The organism is Segatella copri (assembly GCF_024330485.1).
Lineage (GTDB): Bacteria > Bacteroidota > Bacteroidia > Bacteroidales > Bacteroidaceae > Prevotella > Prevotella copri_L.
In genome coordinates this window covers 95,006-113,380 of sequence record NZ_JANDWX010000010.1, presented here as the reverse complement: position 1 = coordinate 113,380, position 18,375 = coordinate 95,006, and the positions used below count along the sequence as shown (strand labels likewise).

16 protein-coding genes are annotated in these 18,375 nt (G+C 47.6%); 4 read left to right on the top strand and 12 right to left on the bottom strand.

From position 1 onward, the window contains the following. The first annotated feature begins 254 nt into the window (after positions 1 to 254). From NNC77_RS07845 to NNC77_RS07835, 3 genes are all read left to right on the top strand, one after another. Complete coding sequence (locus tag NNC77_RS07845) at positions 255 to 965, top strand: hypothetical protein (protein WP_254971687.1); 711 nt, start codon at positions 255 to 257, stop codon at positions 963 to 965. Beyond that, on the top strand, positions 965 to 1,093 hold the full coding sequence (locus tag NNC77_RS07840) for a hypothetical protein (protein WP_254971685.1): 129 nt from the start codon (positions 965 to 967) through the stop codon (positions 1,091 to 1,093). Before NNC77_RS07845 ends, NNC77_RS07840 begins: the two co-directional genes overlap by 1 nt. A gap of 384 nt (positions 1,094 to 1,477) precedes the next feature. Next, positions 1,478 to 2,176, top strand: coding sequence for an HAD family hydrolase (locus NNC77_RS07835; protein WP_118415608.1), 699 nt, complete (start codon positions 1,478 to 1,480; stop codon positions 2,174 to 2,176). A gap of 1,000 nt (positions 2,177 to 3,176) precedes the next feature. Here the strand turns inward: NNC77_RS07835 and miaA are convergent. The 11 genes from miaA to NNC77_RS07780 all read right to left on the bottom strand — a co-directional run bounded on the left by miaA (position 3,177) and on the right by NNC77_RS07780 (position 14,672). Further along, complete coding sequence (gene miaA, locus NNC77_RS07830; RefSeq protein WP_118085486.1) at positions 3,177 to 4,076, bottom strand: tRNA (adenosine(37)-N6)-dimethylallyltransferase MiaA; 900 nt, start codon at positions 4,074 to 4,076, stop codon at positions 3,177 to 3,179. Between the two features lie 99 nt (positions 4,077 to 4,175). Next, on the bottom strand, positions 4,176 to 4,946 hold the full coding sequence (gene lpxA, locus NNC77_RS07825; protein ID WP_022120462.1) for an acyl-ACP--UDP-N-acetylglucosamine O-acyltransferase: 771 nt from the start codon (positions 4,944 to 4,946) through the stop codon (positions 4,176 to 4,178). Between the two features lie 15 nt (positions 4,947 to 4,961). Then, a complete protein-coding gene (locus NNC77_RS07820) occupies positions 4,962 to 6,344 on the bottom strand; it encodes a bifunctional UDP-3-O-[3-hydroxymyristoyl] N-acetylglucosamine deacetylase/3-hydroxyacyl-ACP dehydratase (RefSeq protein WP_006847230.1) in 1,383 nt (460 codons plus the stop codon). Between the two features lie 114 nt (positions 6,345 to 6,458). Continuing rightward, positions 6,459 to 7,493 (bottom strand): UDP-3-O-(3-hydroxymyristoyl)glucosamine N-acyltransferase, encoded by a 1,035-nt coding sequence (gene lpxD / locus NNC77_RS07815; RefSeq protein ID WP_153094755.1) that lies wholly within the window; start codon positions 7,491 to 7,493, stop codon positions 6,459 to 6,461. Between the two features lie 202 nt (positions 7,494 to 7,695). Then, complete coding sequence (gene pyrF, locus NNC77_RS07810) at positions 7,696 to 8,538, bottom strand: orotidine-5'-phosphate decarboxylase (protein ID WP_006847232.1); 843 nt, start codon at positions 8,536 to 8,538, stop codon at positions 7,696 to 7,698. A 55-nt stretch (positions 8,539 to 8,593) separates the two neighbouring features. Continuing rightward, a complete protein-coding gene (gene prfA / locus NNC77_RS07805) occupies positions 8,594 to 9,703 on the bottom strand; it encodes a peptide chain release factor 1 (protein WP_006847233.1) in 1,110 nt (369 codons plus the stop codon). Positions 9,704 to 9,809: 106 nt separating this feature from the next. Next, on the bottom strand, positions 9,810 to 10,958 hold the full coding sequence (locus NNC77_RS07800) for an AIR synthase-related protein (RefSeq protein ID WP_006847235.1): 1,149 nt from the start codon (positions 10,956 to 10,958) through the stop codon (positions 9,810 to 9,812). A 59-nt stretch (positions 10,959 to 11,017) separates the two neighbouring features. Further along, positions 11,018 to 11,764, bottom strand: coding sequence for a shikimate dehydrogenase family protein (locus tag NNC77_RS07795; RefSeq protein ID WP_006847236.1), 747 nt, complete (start codon positions 11,762 to 11,764; stop codon positions 11,018 to 11,020). 12 nt (positions 11,765 to 11,776) lie between these two features. Beyond that, complete coding sequence (gene ubiE / locus NNC77_RS07790) at positions 11,777 to 12,511, bottom strand: bifunctional demethylmenaquinone methyltransferase/2-methoxy-6-polyprenyl-1,4-benzoquinol methylase UbiE (RefSeq protein ID WP_118085484.1); 735 nt, start codon at positions 12,509 to 12,511, stop codon at positions 11,777 to 11,779. A gap of 109 nt (positions 12,512 to 12,620) precedes the next feature. Further along, positions 12,621 to 13,571 (bottom strand): phosphoribosylaminoimidazolesuccinocarboxamide synthase, encoded by a 951-nt coding sequence (locus NNC77_RS07785; protein ID WP_006847238.1) that lies wholly within the window; start codon positions 13,569 to 13,571, stop codon positions 12,621 to 12,623. Between the two features lie 114 nt (positions 13,572 to 13,685). Next, a complete protein-coding gene (locus NNC77_RS07780; RefSeq protein ID WP_022120453.1) occupies positions 13,686 to 14,672 on the bottom strand; it encodes a PhoH family protein in 987 nt (328 codons plus the stop codon). 232 nt (positions 14,673 to 14,904) lie between these two features. Here NNC77_RS07780 and NNC77_RS07775 point away from each other — a divergent pair, with 232 nt between their 5' ends. Next, complete coding sequence (locus tag NNC77_RS07775; protein ID WP_254971682.1) at positions 14,905 to 15,780, top strand: DUF5715 family protein; 876 nt, start codon at positions 14,905 to 14,907, stop codon at positions 15,778 to 15,780. Positions 15,781 to 16,040: 260 nt separating this feature from the next. On the opposite strand, the gene NNC77_RS07770 is transcribed toward NNC77_RS07775, so the two are convergent. Further along, positions 16,041 to 18,296, bottom strand: a complete 2,256-nt coding sequence (locus NNC77_RS07770) for a cation:proton antiporter domain-containing protein (protein ID WP_254971680.1) — start codon at positions 18,294 to 18,296, stop codon at positions 16,041 to 16,043. Between the last annotated feature and the right edge of the window lie 79 nt (positions 18,297 to 18,375).

The following is an 18,375-nucleotide window of genomic DNA, read 5'->3' as shown; positions in this document are numbered from 1 at the left end:
TGAGCTTAGAGAACTATAAAGTTACTGATAATCAGCCACTTAACCAAATTTTATTAGTTATATTACGTTAATTAACTCTCTCATTTTCAATCGATTACATAAGAATTAACAGAGTATTGATCTTATAGAAGTCAATGAAATAGATAGCTTGCCTAATGGTTCTGGGGCAAAGGTTTTTGAAAGGTTGGCTAATAATGTTGCCGATGATATAAAAGAAGTTCTTTTGTATCATTTAAACTCTCGTAAGTTAGAAAATGAAAGAGTGTAAATATTGGATAGTTGTACTGCTACAGCTGTGCTTTCTTTCTATCAGCTGTGGAGAAAAAGGGGCAAAACAAGTTGCTCCTGCTCAAGATTATGCCTTTTTGAAATATGAAAATGATGAAGATGGAAAGTATTCGCAAGCGATGATAGCACAAATCATCAAACATTTTCATCTGCCAAATAATACTGTTGTAACAGATGAGGATGTTGATGCAATCTTGTTGAGAAGCGTTGATGGGGGAGATGGCATTTATGGCGGTGACGTAGTTAGCATTTGGAAGTATTATAAGAAGCAGAATGATATTCAAGAAATAGTTACGGCGCATCCTATGGCAGATTTGTTATGGTATAATCCTGATAAAAAACATGGTGTAACGATAGGGCTAGATTCTGTTTTTGTGGCAAGTGAAGCCATGCTTGTCCCTCTAAATCCTGATGTGGTAGTTGTAAATGGAACAACAGACAAGATGAATACAATTTATACTTTTATATTAGATAAGGATGCGGGAAAGGCGATATTGTTACCATCAAATCGTGGCTGCGTAGGCTTTACGTCTGAAGATGGATTACCAATCTGCCAGTCTTGTCGTCATTATTCTGATACTAGGTTTGGTAGGTATTCTGTAGTGTCTGTTTATGATTTGGATGGAAAACTCGTCAAGGAAATATCGTTTGAAGATTATAAAAAAGATGAGAAGTAATGACATATTCAATAGAAGAGAATCATCATTCGGGATTGGAGTTGTATTTCATGCCTCGTTTCTTTGTCTATAATCCTTGTTGTGCGGAGCCTCATACCCATGAGTTCTACCAAATTTTCGGTGTCTAAAATGTAAATTTGTTTATTCCGCTATGAAAAGCTATTGGTTGTGACGTAAGAATATAGTAATGATGATGCAAGATGTCCTTTTTTGCAATCGCACGACATATGTCATGTAGTCGCACGGCATATGCCGTATGATTGAATGATATATGTCGTGCGATTGTATGACGATTGTCATGGTAGCTATGAAAAGGCTTTCTTGCACCAAGAAATATAAGTTCTTACATTACGTCATATATATTCCGTCAACAGCATTAGCCTTCATATTGTTGCTTTATTTGAATTTTTGGCAAAGTTACGAAAAATATTGGTATATGCAAAAGAAAGCAGAATAATTTGTTTTCCTTTTCGGATAAAAACATTAACTTTGCAACTAAAAAAATGAAAAGTATGGAAAAGCTGAAGAATATCAAGGCGATAGCTTTCGATGCCGATGATACGCTCTGGGCATTACAAAACTATTTCGAGGACGTGGAGCATGAGTATTGCGAGCTGCTTGCGGAATATGGAAAGGAAAAGGATATTTCTGCTGCTCTCTTCGAGACGGAGAGTAAAAATATGGCTGATTTGGGTTATGGTTGCAAGGCTTTCACCATATCCCTGGTAGAGAATGCGGTGAAGGTGAGTCATGGTAAGGTGGAGGCGAATGTCATCGCCCAAATTGTGGACTTGGGTAAGAGTCTCCTGCATCTTGATGCCAAGCCTTTGGAAGGGGTAGAGAAAACCTTGGCTTGTTTCCGTGAGATGAAGAAATATAAGCTGGCAGTCTTCACCAAGGGGGAGTTGATGGATCAGGAGAATAAGTTGTGGCGTTCGGGTCTGCAGCGGTATTTTGATGTGGTGACTATCGTGAGCGACAAGACGCCCAAGGCTTATCATCGTCTCTGCAGGGAACTGGATGTAACTCCCGACGAGCTGGTGATGGTGGGTAACAGCTTCAAAAGCGATATTGCTCCGGCATTAAAAATCGGAGCTTCGGCTGTCCATATCCCTTTTCATACCACATGGGCGCATGAAAAGACAGAGGAATTTGAACATCCCAAGCTCCGTCGTATTTCAAGATTCGAGGAACTTCTCGATATCTTATAACTCGATATTTTATAAGGGTCTTAAAAAACCTTATAAAATACTCATATAATACTTTTATTCTTCTCCTTCTTCATCTTTCAGTGATACCAAAGTCTCAACGAATGGACTGTGCCGAATGCCTCATCCTTCGGCACCTTCTTCAAGAAGCATACCGGATTATCGCCAAAGAATTACCGCATGGGGGTGGAGTAGCTTAATTTGTAAATGCTTTATACTTTTTTGCATGCGAAATTAAAATTTCTCCCCAAAAAATTGCTGGTTTCTAAGAATCTTCGTACCTTTGCAGCACTAGTACCCGCCAAGCCTCTCAACGATGCTCAAATGTGCGGGTCGTTTTATTTTTATACATTTCCCTTGCTGAGATTCTCGTATTTTCAAACGATTCTTATTTCTTTGTGAATATTGAAAATATGGAAGAAAATGGTAATATGTTAATAATCAAGGAATTATGGATTTGTTGGTTAATAGCGCTAAAATAGGATTTCTATAGTTGTACGACTATACCCCCTATAGTTGTACAACTATAACTCTACAGTTGTACGACCATACCCTATATAGTCGTACGACTACAACTTTATAGTCGTACAACTATAGGGTATTCGCTTAATGAGAAACAAAAAATAGAGAATTCGAGATGCCCAAAACTCCCTATTTTCGTTGCTAGATTCTAAGTTTACCAGTATGCAAAATTTGGTTATAAATATTGACAGAAATACCCTTTTTGGCAGGGGAAGATTACTTCTGCTCTAAATGAAGCCTGTTTCGATAGCACATGAAGCTTATTTCATTTTTACCTCCAATTATTTAGAATTCTGCATCAAACAAGACGCTGATTTTATAAGGTGTGAAGAAAATCATCAAAGAACACGAGCATTTTGAAAAGTTCATGGGCTATAAAGCACCAGAATTCAAATCTGATTCCGGAGAATTCCATGTAATATTATGGAATCTCAACTATATTTCTAACAACAAAAATGAATATGCTATCGGGCGATTATGTCTATATCTCTTCATCAATAAATCGGATGATTTCATCCTGCTGGTCGGGATGATACCAGTGAATTTCTGCATCCCGCTTAAACCAGGTAAGCTGCTTGCGCATGTATTCACGGCTGTGCGACTGTATCTGGCGGATGGCTTCATCCTTATCTATCTCGCCATCGAAATAGGCAAACATTTCTTTGTAGCCTACGGTTCTCAACGAGGTGAGTCCCTTCTGTGGGTATACGCTGCGGGCTTCTGCCTCCAGACCTTCGTCCATCATCATCAATACACGCTGGTTGATGCGGTCGTAGAGTTCAGTTCTGTCGCGGTTCAGACCTATCTTGATGATGCGGAAAGGGCGCTGTTTCTTTTCGGCTGTGCGGAAAGAAGTATAAGTCTTGCCGGTCTGATGGCAGATTTCAAGTGCATGAACCACGCGGCGTGGATTCTTCCTGTCTACTATCGCCCAGTGCTCCGGATCCATCTTGTGGAGTTCTTCTACCAGTGCCTCCAGCCCTTCCTCTTCCAGACGCTGTTTCATCCAAGTGCGTATGTCGTCACGAACAGTAGGGATGTCGTCGATTCCTTTGCATACAGCATCGATATACATCATGCTGCCGCCTGTAAGCAGCGCCACATCGTGATTCTTGAAGATGTCTTCCTGCAGGAGATTCATCACATCAGCCTCGTATTGGGCAGCGCTGTAATAGTCTTCGATGTGGTGATTTCCTACGAAATAATGCTTTACCCGCTGCTGCTGTTCGGCAGTAGGGGCTGCGGTTCCGATAGGGAGTTCGGCGAAGATCTGGCGGGAGTCGGCATTGATGATAGGTATAGCGAGATGCTCTGCCAGTGAAAGGCAAAGCTCCGTTTTACCTACACCGGTAGGACCTAAAACCACAATCAATGTTTTCATATATCATTCTTTATATTCAAGAAAAAAGCATCCTTGCTCGTTTCATAAACCTATGCAAGGATGCTCTTTTTACCTTTTTACTTTTTTACCCTTTTACTTTTATCGGATAATGCCTCGCTGAGAACTCTCTACGAAGTCGATAATGTACTGAATCTCCTTGGTAACCTCAAGATTCTTCTTGATTTCCTCGATACCTTCCTTCAATATACCCTTGCTGTAGAGCAGGCGGTAAGCCTCATGGATGTTCTGGATGGTCTCATTGCTGAAACCGCGACGGCGCAGACCGATGAGGTTGATGCTGCAGTAGCGGGTTGGCTCCTTGCCGGCAATGATGTATGGAGGAATATCCTGAGAGAAACGGCAACCGCCCTGGATCATCACGTAACCTGCGATATGGCAGAACTGGTGAACGAGAACGTTGGCGCTGACGATGGCGTTGTCATCTACTACCACCTCACCGGCAAACTTGGTAGAGTTGCCGATAATCAAGCCGCTGCCGAGCACGCAGTCGTGAGCTACGTGAACGGTCTCCATCAGGAGGTTGTTGCTGCCTACTACGGTCTTGCCCTTAGAGGCTGTACCACGAGAGATAGTAACGTTCTCACGGATGCTGTTGTTATCGCCAACCTCGCAGGTTGTCTGCTCGCCCTTGAACTTCAAGTCCTGAGGCTTGGTAGAGATGCTGGCGCCTGGGAAAAATTCATTATTGTTGCCGATGCGAGCGCCCACGTGAATGGTAACGCTGTTCTGCAATACGTTGTTATCGCCCAAAACGGTGTCCTTGTCGATATAGCAGAAAGGACCGATAATGTTGTTGTCACCGAGTTTTGCCTCTGGATGAACAAACGCTAATGGACTAATCTGATTCATATTTCTATTTTATTATTACTTGTTCTTAACAATCTGTGCTGTGAAAGTAGCCTCTGCCACCACCTGGTCGCCTACGAACATGTAGCCCTTCATAGAGCTGATGCCATGACGTACAGGTGCGAGCAACTCCACACGGAAGAGGAGGGTATCGCCCGGAACCACCTTCTTGCGGAACTTCACATCATCGAGCTTCATGAAGTAAGTACTCCAGCGCTCAGGCTCCTCCAACTGGTTGAGGACGAGCAGACCGCCACACTGTGCCATCGCCTCTACCTGGAGAACACCCGGCATAACCGGCTCCTCAGGGAAGTGACCGGTGAAGAATGGCTCGTTGCTGGTTACATTCTTTACGCCCACGATGCTGTTAGGACCCATAGCGATGACCTTGTCGACCAACTGCATAGGGTAGCGGTGAGGCAGGAGCTGACGGATGCGGATATTATCCATGATTGGCTCCTCGTTAGGATCGTAGATAGGAGCCTGAATCTCGTGCTTGCGAATCTCCTTGCGCATGAGGCGGGCGAACTTGTTGTTTACGGTATGGCCTGGACGGGTAGCGATGATGCGGCCCTTGATAGGCTTACCGATGAGTGCCATATCGCCGATGATATCGAGCAGTTTATGACGTGTACATTCGTTCTCCCACTGCAATGGACGGTGCTGGATGTAACCCAATTTGTTGGCATCCATGTGAGGCACCTTGAGATGGTCGGCGAGCTGGTCGAGCTGAGCCTGTTCTACCTGGCGCTCGTAGATAACGATGGCATTGTCCAGGTCACCACCCTTAATGAGGTTAGCCTGGAGCAGAGGCATGATGTCGCGTACGAAAACGAAGGTACGGGCTGATGCAATCTCCTCTGCGTATGTCTCCATCTTTTCGAGGGTAGCAAACTGGCTGTTGATGAATTTGCTCTCGAAAGAACACATGGCTGTGATGCTGAAGTCCTCGTCAGGAAGGATGGTGATGACAGACCCATTATCATCTTTCACCTCAATCTTATGACGTATGATGTAGTAGTCTTTCTCAGCATTCTGCTCCTGGATGCCTATGCTCTGGATCTTCTCTACATACGGAGCAGCAGAACCGTCGAGGATAGGGAACTCAGGACCGTTTACCTGGATGAGACAGTTGTCGATGCCGAGGGCATAGAGTGCTGACATACCATGCTCGATGGTAGAAACGCGGATATCGCCCTTACCGAGTACGGTACCGCGCTGTGTTTCAACAACGTTTTCAGCTACAGCCTGGATAACAGGCTCGCCTTCGAGGTCGATGCGCTGTATTTTATAACCGGTGTTCTCTGGTGCAGGATTGAAAGTTACAGTGAGGCTCAAGCCTGTATGCAAACCCTTTCCGCAAAGAGAGAAACTACCTTTCAGTGTCTTCTGTTTTGACATAATTATATTCATTTTTTAGGCACGGATTACACGGATTTTTTTCTCTGCGTTTTCTTCGGATTCCTTAGTGGCGTTAGCCTCCGCGTCATCCGTGTCATCCGTGCCTTATTATTTTTAATTGTTTTTCTTTAATTCTTCAATCTGCTTCTTCAGGTCGTTGAGTTCCTTGTACATGTCAGGCAAACGACGGAAGATAGCCTGAGACTTGAAGTAAGCGCGCTGCTCCATAGGAGGAGTTCCGATGAGCTGCTGGCCGCTCTTGAGGCTGCCCGGAACACCGCTCTGGGCACCGAGGAACACCTTATCGCCGATAGTGATGTGGCCGGCAAGACCCACCTGACCACCAAACATACACCATTCGCCTACCTTTGTACTGCCTGCTACACCTACCTGAGAAGACATCACGGTGTTGGCACCGATGTCGGTATTGTGGGCAATCTGTACGAGGTTGTCGAGCTTTACGCCCTTGCGAACATAGGTAGAACCCATTGTGGAACGGTCTACACAAGTGTTGGCACCAATCTCTACATCGTCTTCGATGGTAACGATACCAATCTGAGGAATCTTGTCGTAACCTTCAGGACCTGGAGCGAATCCGAATCCGTCGGCACCGATTACACAACCGGCATGAAGCGTAACGTTGTTGCCTAATTTACAGCCGTGATATACGGTAACGTTCGGATAGATGAGTGCATTCTTACCAATCTTCACACCCTCTCCGATGTAGGCATGAGGATAAATCTGGCTACCTTCGCCTACCTCTGCACCATCGCTGATATATGCGAAAGCACCTACATATACGCCTTCAGCCACCTTAGCCTTTGGAGATACGAAAGCCAGCGGATCGATGCCGGTCTTCTTAGGCTTCATAGATTCGTACATCTGCAGGAGCTTAGCCACACACTCGTATGCATTCTTCACACGGATGAGGGTTGTGCTGACAGGGTGTTCCAATTCTACGTTCTCATCAATGAGTACGATGCTTGACTTGGTTTCGTAAACATAATGAGTGTATTTAGGGTTAGAAAGGAACGAGATAGCGCCTTCCTTACCTTCTTCGATTTTTGCGAAGGTGTTGACTGTTGCGTTCTCATCACCTTCCACACGGCCCTGAACGAACTGGGCTATTTGTTGAGCGGTAAATTCCATAATTTATCTGACTTCTAGTTTGTTTTATTTAGGTTCCCAAGGCATCATTACCTTTAGGTAACCGCAATTTGTTTGCAAAAATAGCAAAAAAGATTTAGATTCTCGACTTTATTTTGTAATATTTTGCTTTTTCGCCCCATAAAAGGGTATTTTTTAGGCGCAAAGCCTCTTTTTCAAGATACTTTGCGCCTAAATTGAGTTTTTATAACTTAGCAAGTTCTGCTGCCATTTCAGCCTGCAACTCCTTAGCTTTCTGACCTGCTACCTCTGCAAAGTCATCGCCGTTGCTGGCATAGATGATGCCACGGGAAGAGTTGACGAGCAAGCCGCAGTCCTTGATGATGCCATACTTGCAAACCTCCTGCAGGCTGCCGCCCTGTGCACCTACGCCCGGTACGAGCAGGAAGTGGTTAGGAGCCACCTTGCGGATGTCTTCGAACATCTTGCCCTGTGTAGCGCCTACTACATACATCATGTTCTCATCGTTGCCCCATTCCTGGCTCTTCTTGAGAACCTTCTCGAAGAGGCGCTCGCCCTCCTTATCCTCGGTGAGCTGGAAGTCGTGGCTACCCTTGTTGCTGGTAAGTGCCAGGAGGATAACCCACTTGCCGTCATACTCGAGGAATGGCTTGACTGAATCCTCGCCCATATAAGGTGCTACGGTTACAGAGTCGATATTGTACTCCTCGAAGAATGTCTGGGCATACATCTTGCTGGTGTTGCCGATATCGCCGCGCTTGGCATCTGCGATGATGAAGTGGTTTGGATAGTGGCTGTGGAGATACTTGATGGTGTTTTCGAAGGCAATCATGCCATCGATTCCGCGGCTCTCATAGAAAGCCAGGTTTGGCTTGTAAGCCACACAGTATGGGGCTGTTGCGTCGATGATAGCCTTGTTGAATCTGAATATCATCTCAGCTTCTGCGCCCTGGATGTCTTCACTCTCGGTGATGCACTTAGGCAACTTGTTGATATCTGTGTCAAGACCTACGCACAAGAAACTCTTCTTGGCGAAAATCTGCTCTACGAGTTCTTTTCTGTTCATAATGGATTGATATGATGATTCATCGCCCCGAAGTACGGAACGATGAATCGGGGTTTTACAATTCTGTTTCTTTCAGTTTCTCTGCGTTCTCAGCTACGGTCAGGGCATCAATCATGTCCTGAATATCACCTGCCAGGAAACCGTTGAGATCGTGAGTGGTGTAACCGATACGGTGGTCGGTAACACGGCCCTGTGGGAAGTTGTAGGTACGGATCTTCGCACTGCGGTCGCCGGTAGAAACGAGGCTCTTGCGGCGGCTGGCGATATCGTCAACATACTTCTGGTGCTCACGGTCGTGGATGAATGTATAGAGGCGGCTCAAAGCACGCTCCTTGTTCTTTGGCTGGTCACGGGTTTCGGTACACTCGATGAGGATTTCCTCTACCTCGCCTGTGTTAGGGTTTTTCCAAGGGTAGCGGAGACGTACACCAGACTCCACCTTGTTCACGTTCTGACCACCGGCACCTGAACTTCGGAAGGTATCCCACTTGATGTCTCCTTCGTTGATGTTCACCTCAAACTTGTCTGCCTCTGGCAATACAGCCACGGTAGCAGCTGAGGTGTGCATACGGCCCTGTGTTTCAGTAGCAGGCACACGCTGAACACGGTGAACACCTGATTCATACTTCAATGTACCGTAAACGTCAGTACCGCTTACAGCGAAGTCGATTTCCTTGTATCCACCTACTGCGCCTTCAGAAACAGAAGTCACGCTGACGGTCCATCCCTTCGATTCGCAGTATTTCTTATACATATTAAATAGGTCGCCTGCAAAGAGGGCAGCCTCGTCGCCTCCGGCACCGCCTCGGATTTCCATCTGTACGTTCTTGGCGTCTTCTGGGTCCTTAGGTACCAGCGCAATCTTGATTTCTTCTTCGAGTTTAGGCTGCAGCGCCTCGTTCTCGTTGAGTTCTTCGCGAGCCATCTCCTTCATTTCCGGATCGCTCTCGTTGGCAAGGATGTCCTTTGCCTCCTTGATGCTATTCAGACAGTTGATGTATCGCTTGCGTGCGTCCATGATGTCACCCAGGTCTTTCCATTCCTTGGTGAGCTTCACGTAGCGTGGCTGGTCGGCGATGACATCTGGGTCGGTAATGAGGGTGCTTACTTCCTCGTATCGGCTCTCTAAGCCTTCTAGCTTCTGTAATATGTTGTTATTATCCATTTTATTTTAGTTTATAGTTTATAGTTTATAGTTTATAGCATGAACCACCTATGGCAAGTTTGCTAAACGGCGAAGCCGCTATAAACTATTAACTATTAACTATCAATTAGTATTCGAATGTTCCGAATTCGCTCTTGATGGTCAGGCTGCGCTTGCCTTCTTCGATGTGACCTACAATCTGGGCATCGATGTTGAAGCTCTTGCTGATGGCGATAACCTTCTCGGCAACCTCAGGACGTACGTAGATCTCCATGCGGTGACCCATGTTGAATACCTGATACATTTCCTTCCAGTCGGTCTCTGAGCAGTCGTGGATCGCCTTGAAGAGTGGAGGCACTGGGAACATGTTGTCCTTCACTACCTTGCAGTTCTCGCCTACGAAGTGAAGAACCTTGGTCTGGGCACCACCGGTGCAGTGAACCATACCGTGAACCTCTGGGCGGAGCTCATCGAGAATCTTCTTGATGACAGGAGCGTAGGTACGGGTAGGAGAGAGTACCAGTTCTCCGGCATTGATAGGTGAACCCTCTACCTCATCAGTCAACTTATACTTACCGCTGTAAACCAACTCGTCTGGCACGGCGTGGTCGTAGCTCTCAGGATAGTTCTCTGCGAGATACTTGGCAAATACATCGTGGCGGGCAGAAGTAAGTCCGTTGCTGCCCATACCGCCGTTGTACTTCTTCTCGTAAGTAGCCTGACCTGTAGAAGAAAGACCTACGATGACATCGCCTGGACGGATGTTGGCATTGTTGATGACATCGCTGCGCTTCATGCGGCAGGTAACGGTAGAGTCAACGATGATAGTACGAACCAGGTCGCCTACGTCAGCAGTCTCACCGCCGGTAGGATAGATGCCGATACCCATCTCACGCATCTCGTGGAGCAGGTCGTCAGTACCGTTGATGATAGCTGAGATTACCTCGCCTGGGATGAGCATCTTGTTGCGGCCGATGGTAGAGCTAACGAGGATGTTGTCTACTGCGCCTACGCAGAGCAGGTCGTCGGTATTCATCACGATAGCATCCTGAGCGATACCTTTCCATACAGAGAGGTCGCCCGTCTCCTTCCAGTACATGTAGGCCAAGCTCGACTTGGTACCTGCACCGTCGGCATGCATAATGTTACAATACTCTGGGTCGCCGCCCAAGATATCAGGTATGATCTTGCAGAAAGCCTGTGGGAAGATACCCTTGTCGATGTTCTTGATAGCGTTGTGAACATCTTCCTTTGCTGCGCTAACACCGCGCATCATATATCTATTGTTACTCATATTCTTACTTTGAATTTTGATCTTTGAACTTTATGATATGCTTATTTTTCCTGGTGCCAGAAATCCCATGATGCAAAGGCTTGCAACAAGAGCATTTCCAAGCCATTCTTTACTGTGGCTCCATGTTCTTTGCCCTTCTTCATGAAGAGGGTTTCGTCGGGATTGTAGATGAGGTCGTAGAGCAGGGTGTGGCTGTCCATTGCCTCGTAAGGCAGCGCAGGACACTCGTCTACGTGTGGGTACATGCCCACTGGGGTACAGTTTACGATGACGTTATACTCCTTGATAACCTCAGGGGTGATTTTTTCGTACTGGATAGTACCCGGACGCTCGTATCGACTCACGAAGGCTGTTTCCAGTCCGAGCGATTTCAGACCGAAGTTGATAGCCTTTGAAGCTCCGCCTGTACCCAGGATGAGAGCCTTCTTGTGATAAGGCTCGATATAAGGTTCGATGCTCTTGGTAAAACCGATTACATCGCTGTTATATCCTTTCAGATAAACATCTTCGCCTCTGTGCTCCACCTTGATCACGTTGACGGCTCCGATAGCATTCGCCTCAGGGCTTACCACGTCGAGATAGCTGATCACTTTCTCCTTGTAAGGAATGGTGACGTTGAGACCCTTTAGTTCTGGATTTGAGTCGAGAATCTCGGTAAGATTTTCGATAGAAGGTATCTCGAAGTTGATGTATTGGGCATCGATGCCCTCGTTCTCAAACTTTTCGTTGAAATAGTTTTTTGAGAACGAATGCCCCAGAGGGTAACCTATGAGTCCATACTTGTCCATAATATTTTTGTTTTATTTGGTTGCGAAATAGAGTGTGCAGATGCCGAAGGTGAGTCGCTTGAACTCTGCCTTTGCGAATCCTGCCTTTTTGAACACCTCCATCATGACCTCGCCCTGAGGGAATGCCTCGATGGTCTTGTTGAGATAACTGTAGGCGCTCTGGTCTTTGCTGATGAGTTTGCCATACATCGGCAAGACAGTGTTGCTGTAGATGCTGAACAGCTGCTTCATCGGGAAACTGACCGGTGTGGTGAGTTCTACGATGCAGAGATGTCCGCCTTTTTTCAGTACCCGGCACATTTCCTTCAGTCCCTGATCCAGGTTCTGGAAGTTCCTGATACCGAAGGCTGCGGTTACAGCGTCGAAGCTCTCGTCCTGGAACGAGAGGTTGAGGCAGTCTTCCTTGGCAAAGGAGATGGTGTTTTCCAGTCCCAGCTGCTTTACCTTCTGTCTGCCTATCTCCATCATGCCGTCCGAGATGTCTGCTCCGATCAGCTGGTCGGGATGTAGCATCTGTGCGGCAAGGATGGCGAAATCGCCGGTACCGGTAGCGATGTCGAGCATCTTTTTAGGAGAGAAGGGCGCAAGACGCCTGATTGCCTTCTTGCGCCATCCCTTATCGATATCCCACGAGAGACGGTGGTTCAGGGTATCGTAGGTAGGGGCGATGTTGTCGAACATCTCCTCTACCAGCTTGCCCTTGTCTCCTGTGCCCTCGTAGGGCTTTATCTGTTCTTGCTTATACATTTATATATAGTTTTTTACAGTTTATAATTTATAGTTTATAGCATGAACCGCTTTGTTGCTCAACGGCGTAGCCTCTATTAACTGTAAACTATTAACTATTAACTAAAAACTACTTGTGTGCAGCAAGCCACTCGCTTACGTTCTTCTCGATGCGGGCAGCGATGTCGCCTTCCTCTGCAGCCTTGTCAAACTTCTCGCCGGTGATGTGCTCGTAGAGTTCGATGTAGCGGTCGGATACGCTCTCTGCATACTCGTCGGTAATCTCTGGCATGGTCTGGCCTGGCTCGTTCATGAAGTTGTGCTCGATGAGCCACTGGCGAACGAACTCCTTAGAGAGCTGGCGCTGTGGTTCACCCTTCTCAAACTTCTCCTCGTAACCGTCTGCATAGAAGTAGCGGCTAGAGTCTGGAGTGTGGATCTCATCGATGAGATAAACCTTGCCGTCGCGCTTGCCGAACTCGTACTTGGTATCTACGAGGATCAAGCCCTGCTTGGCAGCGATTTCCTGACCGCGGGCGAAGATGCGGCGTGTGTAGTCCTCCATCACAGCGTAATCCTCTGCACTAACAATACCCTGGGCGATGATCTCTTCCTTAGAGATATTCATGTCGTGACCCTCGTCAGCCTTTGTAGTAGGGGTGATGATAGGCTCTGGGAAACGCTGGTTCTCGCGCATACCGTCTGGCAACTTCACACCGCAGATCTCGCGGCAGCCCTTTTGATACTCGCGCCATGCACTACCGGTGAGGATAGAACGGATGATCATCTCCACGCGGAAACCTTCGCACTTCAAACCTACGGTAACCATTGGGTCTGGAGTAGCCAACTTCCAGTTTGGACAGATGTCTGTAGTTGTGTCCAGGAACTTAGCTGCAATCTGATTGAGCACCTGTCCTTTGAAAGGGATACCCTTAGGCAGAACAACGTCGAACGCTGAGATTCTGTCGGTAGCGACCATCACGAGGAGGTCGTCGTTAATGTCATACACATCACGTACTTTACCGTGGTAAACACTCTTCTGTCCATCAAAATGGAAATCTGTCTTTGTTAATGCTTTCATTTTACTTTGAACTTTGAATTTTGAACTTTGAACTTTATGATATGCTTTATTTATGATCTGCATTCTTGATGAAATCTATTTTTAAAGAATCATTCAGTTCATTCTTCATTCTGATTATTTTGAATTATCTTTTTCTGCTTTCTGAGCTTCCCGTGCTTCCGCTCTCTCCTTGTCATACTTGTCGTATGCGTTGACGATGCGGGTTACGAGTTTGTGGCGCACGATGTCCTTCTGTCCCAGCTTCACCACTCCGATGCCTTCCACGCCGTCCAGAATCTTGAGCGCCTCCTTCAGTCCGCTTCGCTGTTCGCGTGGCAGGTCAATCTGTGTCAGGTCGCCGGTGATAATCATCTTGGTGTTCATGCCCATACGGGTTAGGAACATGCGAATCTGTTGGGAGGTAGTGTTCTGCGCCTCGTCGAGGATGACGACGGCATCGCTGAGTGTGCGTCCGCGCATAAAGGCGAGCGGAGCAATCTGGATAATGTGCTTTTCCATCATATCCTGCAGCTTTACGGCAGGTATCATGTCTTCCAGCGCATCGTAGAGCGGCTGGAGGTATGGGTCAATTTTGTCTTTCATATCGCCAGGCAGGAAACCGAGTTTTTCGCCGGCTTCTACGGCTGGTCGTGAGAGGATGATTTTCTTGATGGCTTTTTCCTTGAGGGCCTTTACGGCAAGGGCGATGCTGAGATAGGTCTTGCCGGTACCGGCTGGTCCCACGGCAAATACCATGTCGTTCTTCTCGTAAGCATCTATCAGCTGCTGCTGGTTTTCGCTGCGGCTCTTGATAGGTCGGCCGCTGATGCTGTATACCAGCACGCCTTTCACGCTGTCCGCCTTGGTCTGTTTTCCTTTCACGATGTCCAGGATGTCTTCATCATTGAGCATGTTGTATTTAAGCAAGTGCTTGCGCATCTGCTCAATATCCTCTTCCACCTTTGCCATTTCCTCCTCGTCGCCGAGCACACGAATCACGTTGTCGCGTGCCACGATACGCAACTTAGGATACAGCGATTTAATCATCTGCAGGTGGGCATTGTTCACACCGTAGAACATCACTGGATCGATATCTTCGAGTACAATATGTTTCTCTATCAAAATGTCTTAATTCTATAAAGTTTAAACTATCCTATCTAATATTTTGTTATATAACGCTGCAAAATTACTACTTTTCCATGAAATGAGCAAATTTCGGCGAATAAAACATTCTTTAAATATTAAAAAAGCTATTTTTTCGAGAGATTTTGTTACCTTTGCAGCTAAATTTGGCGATACGGCTTCCGTTTTGCCTGAAGAATATAGAATATTATTTCGTGAAAATTAGATAATTATGAAGATTAGTAAGAACAGATATTTACAGGGTTTTGGTATTGTGGTTTTGCTTTTGGCGCTGGTGAGAGTCATCTTCCCGGGGGTGGCAAAACCGAAAACTGCGGCTGCTGATGCGGCTGATTCTACATTAGTGGCTGCGAAGGATTCGGCAGCTTCTGATGCTTCTTCTGCTGAAATTTCTGATGCTCCCGCTGGTGCTGATGGAAATGTGGCTGAGGACCTGAAGAAGGATGAACTCTCCGCTACGCCTGATACGGCACAGGGCGGCAAGCCTTCTATCTTCTTCGATAAGGATGGCAGGGAGGTGAAGCATCGTATCTTCTCGGTGCCTCATTTCGGCAATACTTTCCCCGACCAGCAGGATGTGCAGATTCTGGCGGCTACTAAGCATGGTGTGAAACCGGTACAGAACCGTCTGGAGGCGGAGAACAGCAAGGGCAAACTGGTGTATGTGGGCAGCAATCCTTTCTTTTATGTCGACAAGCTGAACAACAGCATTCCTTACCTGGTGCCTCGTGCCTCTGTGCTGCTCCAGGATATCGGCCGTGCCTATTTTGATTCGTTGCAGATCAAGGGCATTCCGCTGCATAAGATTATCGTGACGAGCATTCTGCGTACCAAGGATGATGTGGCGAAACTGCGTACCCGAAACGGTAATGCTACCGAAAATTCGTGCCATCTTTATGGTACTACCTTCGATATCTGCTACAACCGCTACAAGCAGATTCAGACCCGTGAACAGCCTCGCCGCCAGGTGCAGAATGATACCCTGAAATGGGTGTTCTCCGAGGTGCTCCGCGATTTCCGCGACAAGAACCGCTGCTATATTAAATATGAGGTGAAGCAGGGTTGCTTCCATATCACCGTGAAGTAATCTGGTTGTTCCCGGCACGCCCTGAAAGGGCAGAAGCTCCTAGCCCAGGGCAGCGCCCTGGGTGTAAAATATAATAATAAACATGCGCCCTGTAAGGGCAAAAGCTTTAAAATACTTAGTGATAATAAAGCTTTTGCCCTTACAGGGCGTCTTGCTGACTGCTACTATACCCAGGGCGCTGCCCTGGGCTAGGAGCTTCTGCCCTTTCAGGGCGTATGGAGCTTACTTAGTATGGAGCTTACTTACGAAAGTTCTTTTATTTAATTTTTGATTCTCTTCAAATCTGCTTCTTCTCCCACTATCCAGATGATGTCTCCCTTCTTGAAGACTCGGGTAGGGGATACGTGCGTCAGATTCTCACGACCTTCTTCCAGTCCTACAACCATGCAGTTGTACCGGTCTCTGATACCGCTTTCGATGAGCGTCTTGCCCAGGAATTCGCTGGAAGAAGAGATGATGAGCTGGCTGAGTTTCATTTCGCGCTTTTCTATTTCAGCCTCCTCAGCCAGCAGGTCGCTCTGCAGGGCGGTGTTGAATTTCTGCAGCTGGTCGTCGTTGCCGATTACCTGCAGTTTGTCGCCCGGGAAGATGATCATGTCGCCGTTCGGGATGTTCAGCCGGTGAGAACCGCGGCGAATGCTGCTCATATCAACACCGAAACGCTGGCGCAGATGCAGCTCTCTCAGCGATTTGCCAGTCCAACTGCTATCTTCAGGCACTTCAAATTCGCTGATGTGGATATCCCGGTCTAGCAGTCTGCCCTCGTAGAGCGGCCGCTTTTCGCCATTCACCTGAGCCGCAATATCGCGCGAGCGGAGGTTGTGAACGAAGACGCGCTCCATCACGATGCTACGCTTCTTGATGCGGCGGGATGCCAGCATCAGCATCACCACGGCTGCACCGATGCAGACAATCAGCGCATTGGTAAAGCGCGAGAGGAAATTGATGATATAGAAGATGAAAGCCAGTGCTATCATGAAGCGCACGAACACCGTAAAGAGCAGCGGCACGCGGTTGATGCTGCTCTCCACCCAGAGGCGTTTCCACTCGGCACTGTGGTTCTTCTTCATCACGATGGCGCGCAGGAACGGTGAGATGAACAGGATGGTGAGCAGACCGGTGATGGCGTTGGCATACCAGTGGAGATGCCAGCCGGGCAGCAGATTGCGCATCAGCGGCAGCACGAAGGTGAACATCAGGGCGATGACGGCTGCCGAGAGGATAGAGTAGGCGGTGGTGTTGACCAGCATCTGGCGGATCAGCGATTTCCACTTGCTCTGTTGCTGCGTCTGGGGATGACTCATCGCAAAATGGTTCAGAATATGGATGAGTTTGTCGGGCAGATGTTTCTCCATCACCTGGTAGGTAGGTGTGGCAAGACGAATCATATAAGGTGTAAGGAAGGTGGTGATGACGCTCACCGCTACCACTACCGGATAGAGGAACTTGCTGATGACGCCGAGCGACAGACCCAGCGAGGCGATAATGAAAGAGAATTCACCGATCTGAGCCATCGAGAAACCGCAGCGCATCGCCGACTTCAGCGACTCGCCTCCGAGCATGAATCCGAAGGTGCCGAATATCGCCTGACCTACCAGTATCGTGCCCACCAGGGCGAGGATAGGAACGGCATATTCTATCAGAATCTTCGGGTCTACCAGCATACCTACCGATACGAAGAAGATGGCTCCGAAGAGGTTCTTTACCGGTTCTACAAGCTTGATAATCTTCTCTGCCTCAATGGTTTCTGCCAGTATGCTGCCCATAACGAAGGCTCCGAAGGCGCTGCTGAATCCCACTTTGGTGCTCAGTACCGCCATGCCGCAGCACAGACCCAGCGAAACGATGAGTAGGGTTTCGGCATTGATAAGTTTCCTCACCGAACGCAGGAACCACGGAATGGCGAAGATGCCCACGATAAACCACACGCCCAGGAAGAAGCCTATCTTCACGATAGAGGCAAGCATCTGCCCGCCGTCGGGACTGCTTCCGCTCGCTATCGCCGACAGCATCACCATCATCACGATAGCCAGGATATCTTCCAGTATCAGCACGCTCATCACCATCGAGGCAAACTTCTGGGTGCGCAGCCGCATATCATCGAATGCCTTATATATAATAGTGGTGGAGCTCATGGCGAGCATACCGCCCAGGAAGATGCAGTCCATCCTGCCCCAGTCGAAACTGTGGCCTACGCTGATGCCCAGCATCATCATGCAGAACACGATGACCACGGTGGCGATGATGGGAGAGGCACCCATCTTCACGATTTTCTTAAACGAGAAGTCGAGACCGAGCGAGAAGAGGGTGAAGATGACACCGATGTCGGCCCAGGTCTGGATATCCGTCTCGTCGACTACCGACATGGTGTAGGGCATGTGTGGCGAAACCAGGAATCCCGCCATGATGTATCCCAGCACCAGCGGCTGCTTGAGCCTTTTGAAGATGAGGGTTACGATGCCTGCTACCATCAGAATGAGGGCGAGGTCTTTTACTAAAAAGGGAATATCTGCCATTAGTTATAGTTTATAATTTATAATTTATAGTTTATAGCGGCTTCGCCGTATAGGGGCAAACTTGCTTAAAGAAGAGGGA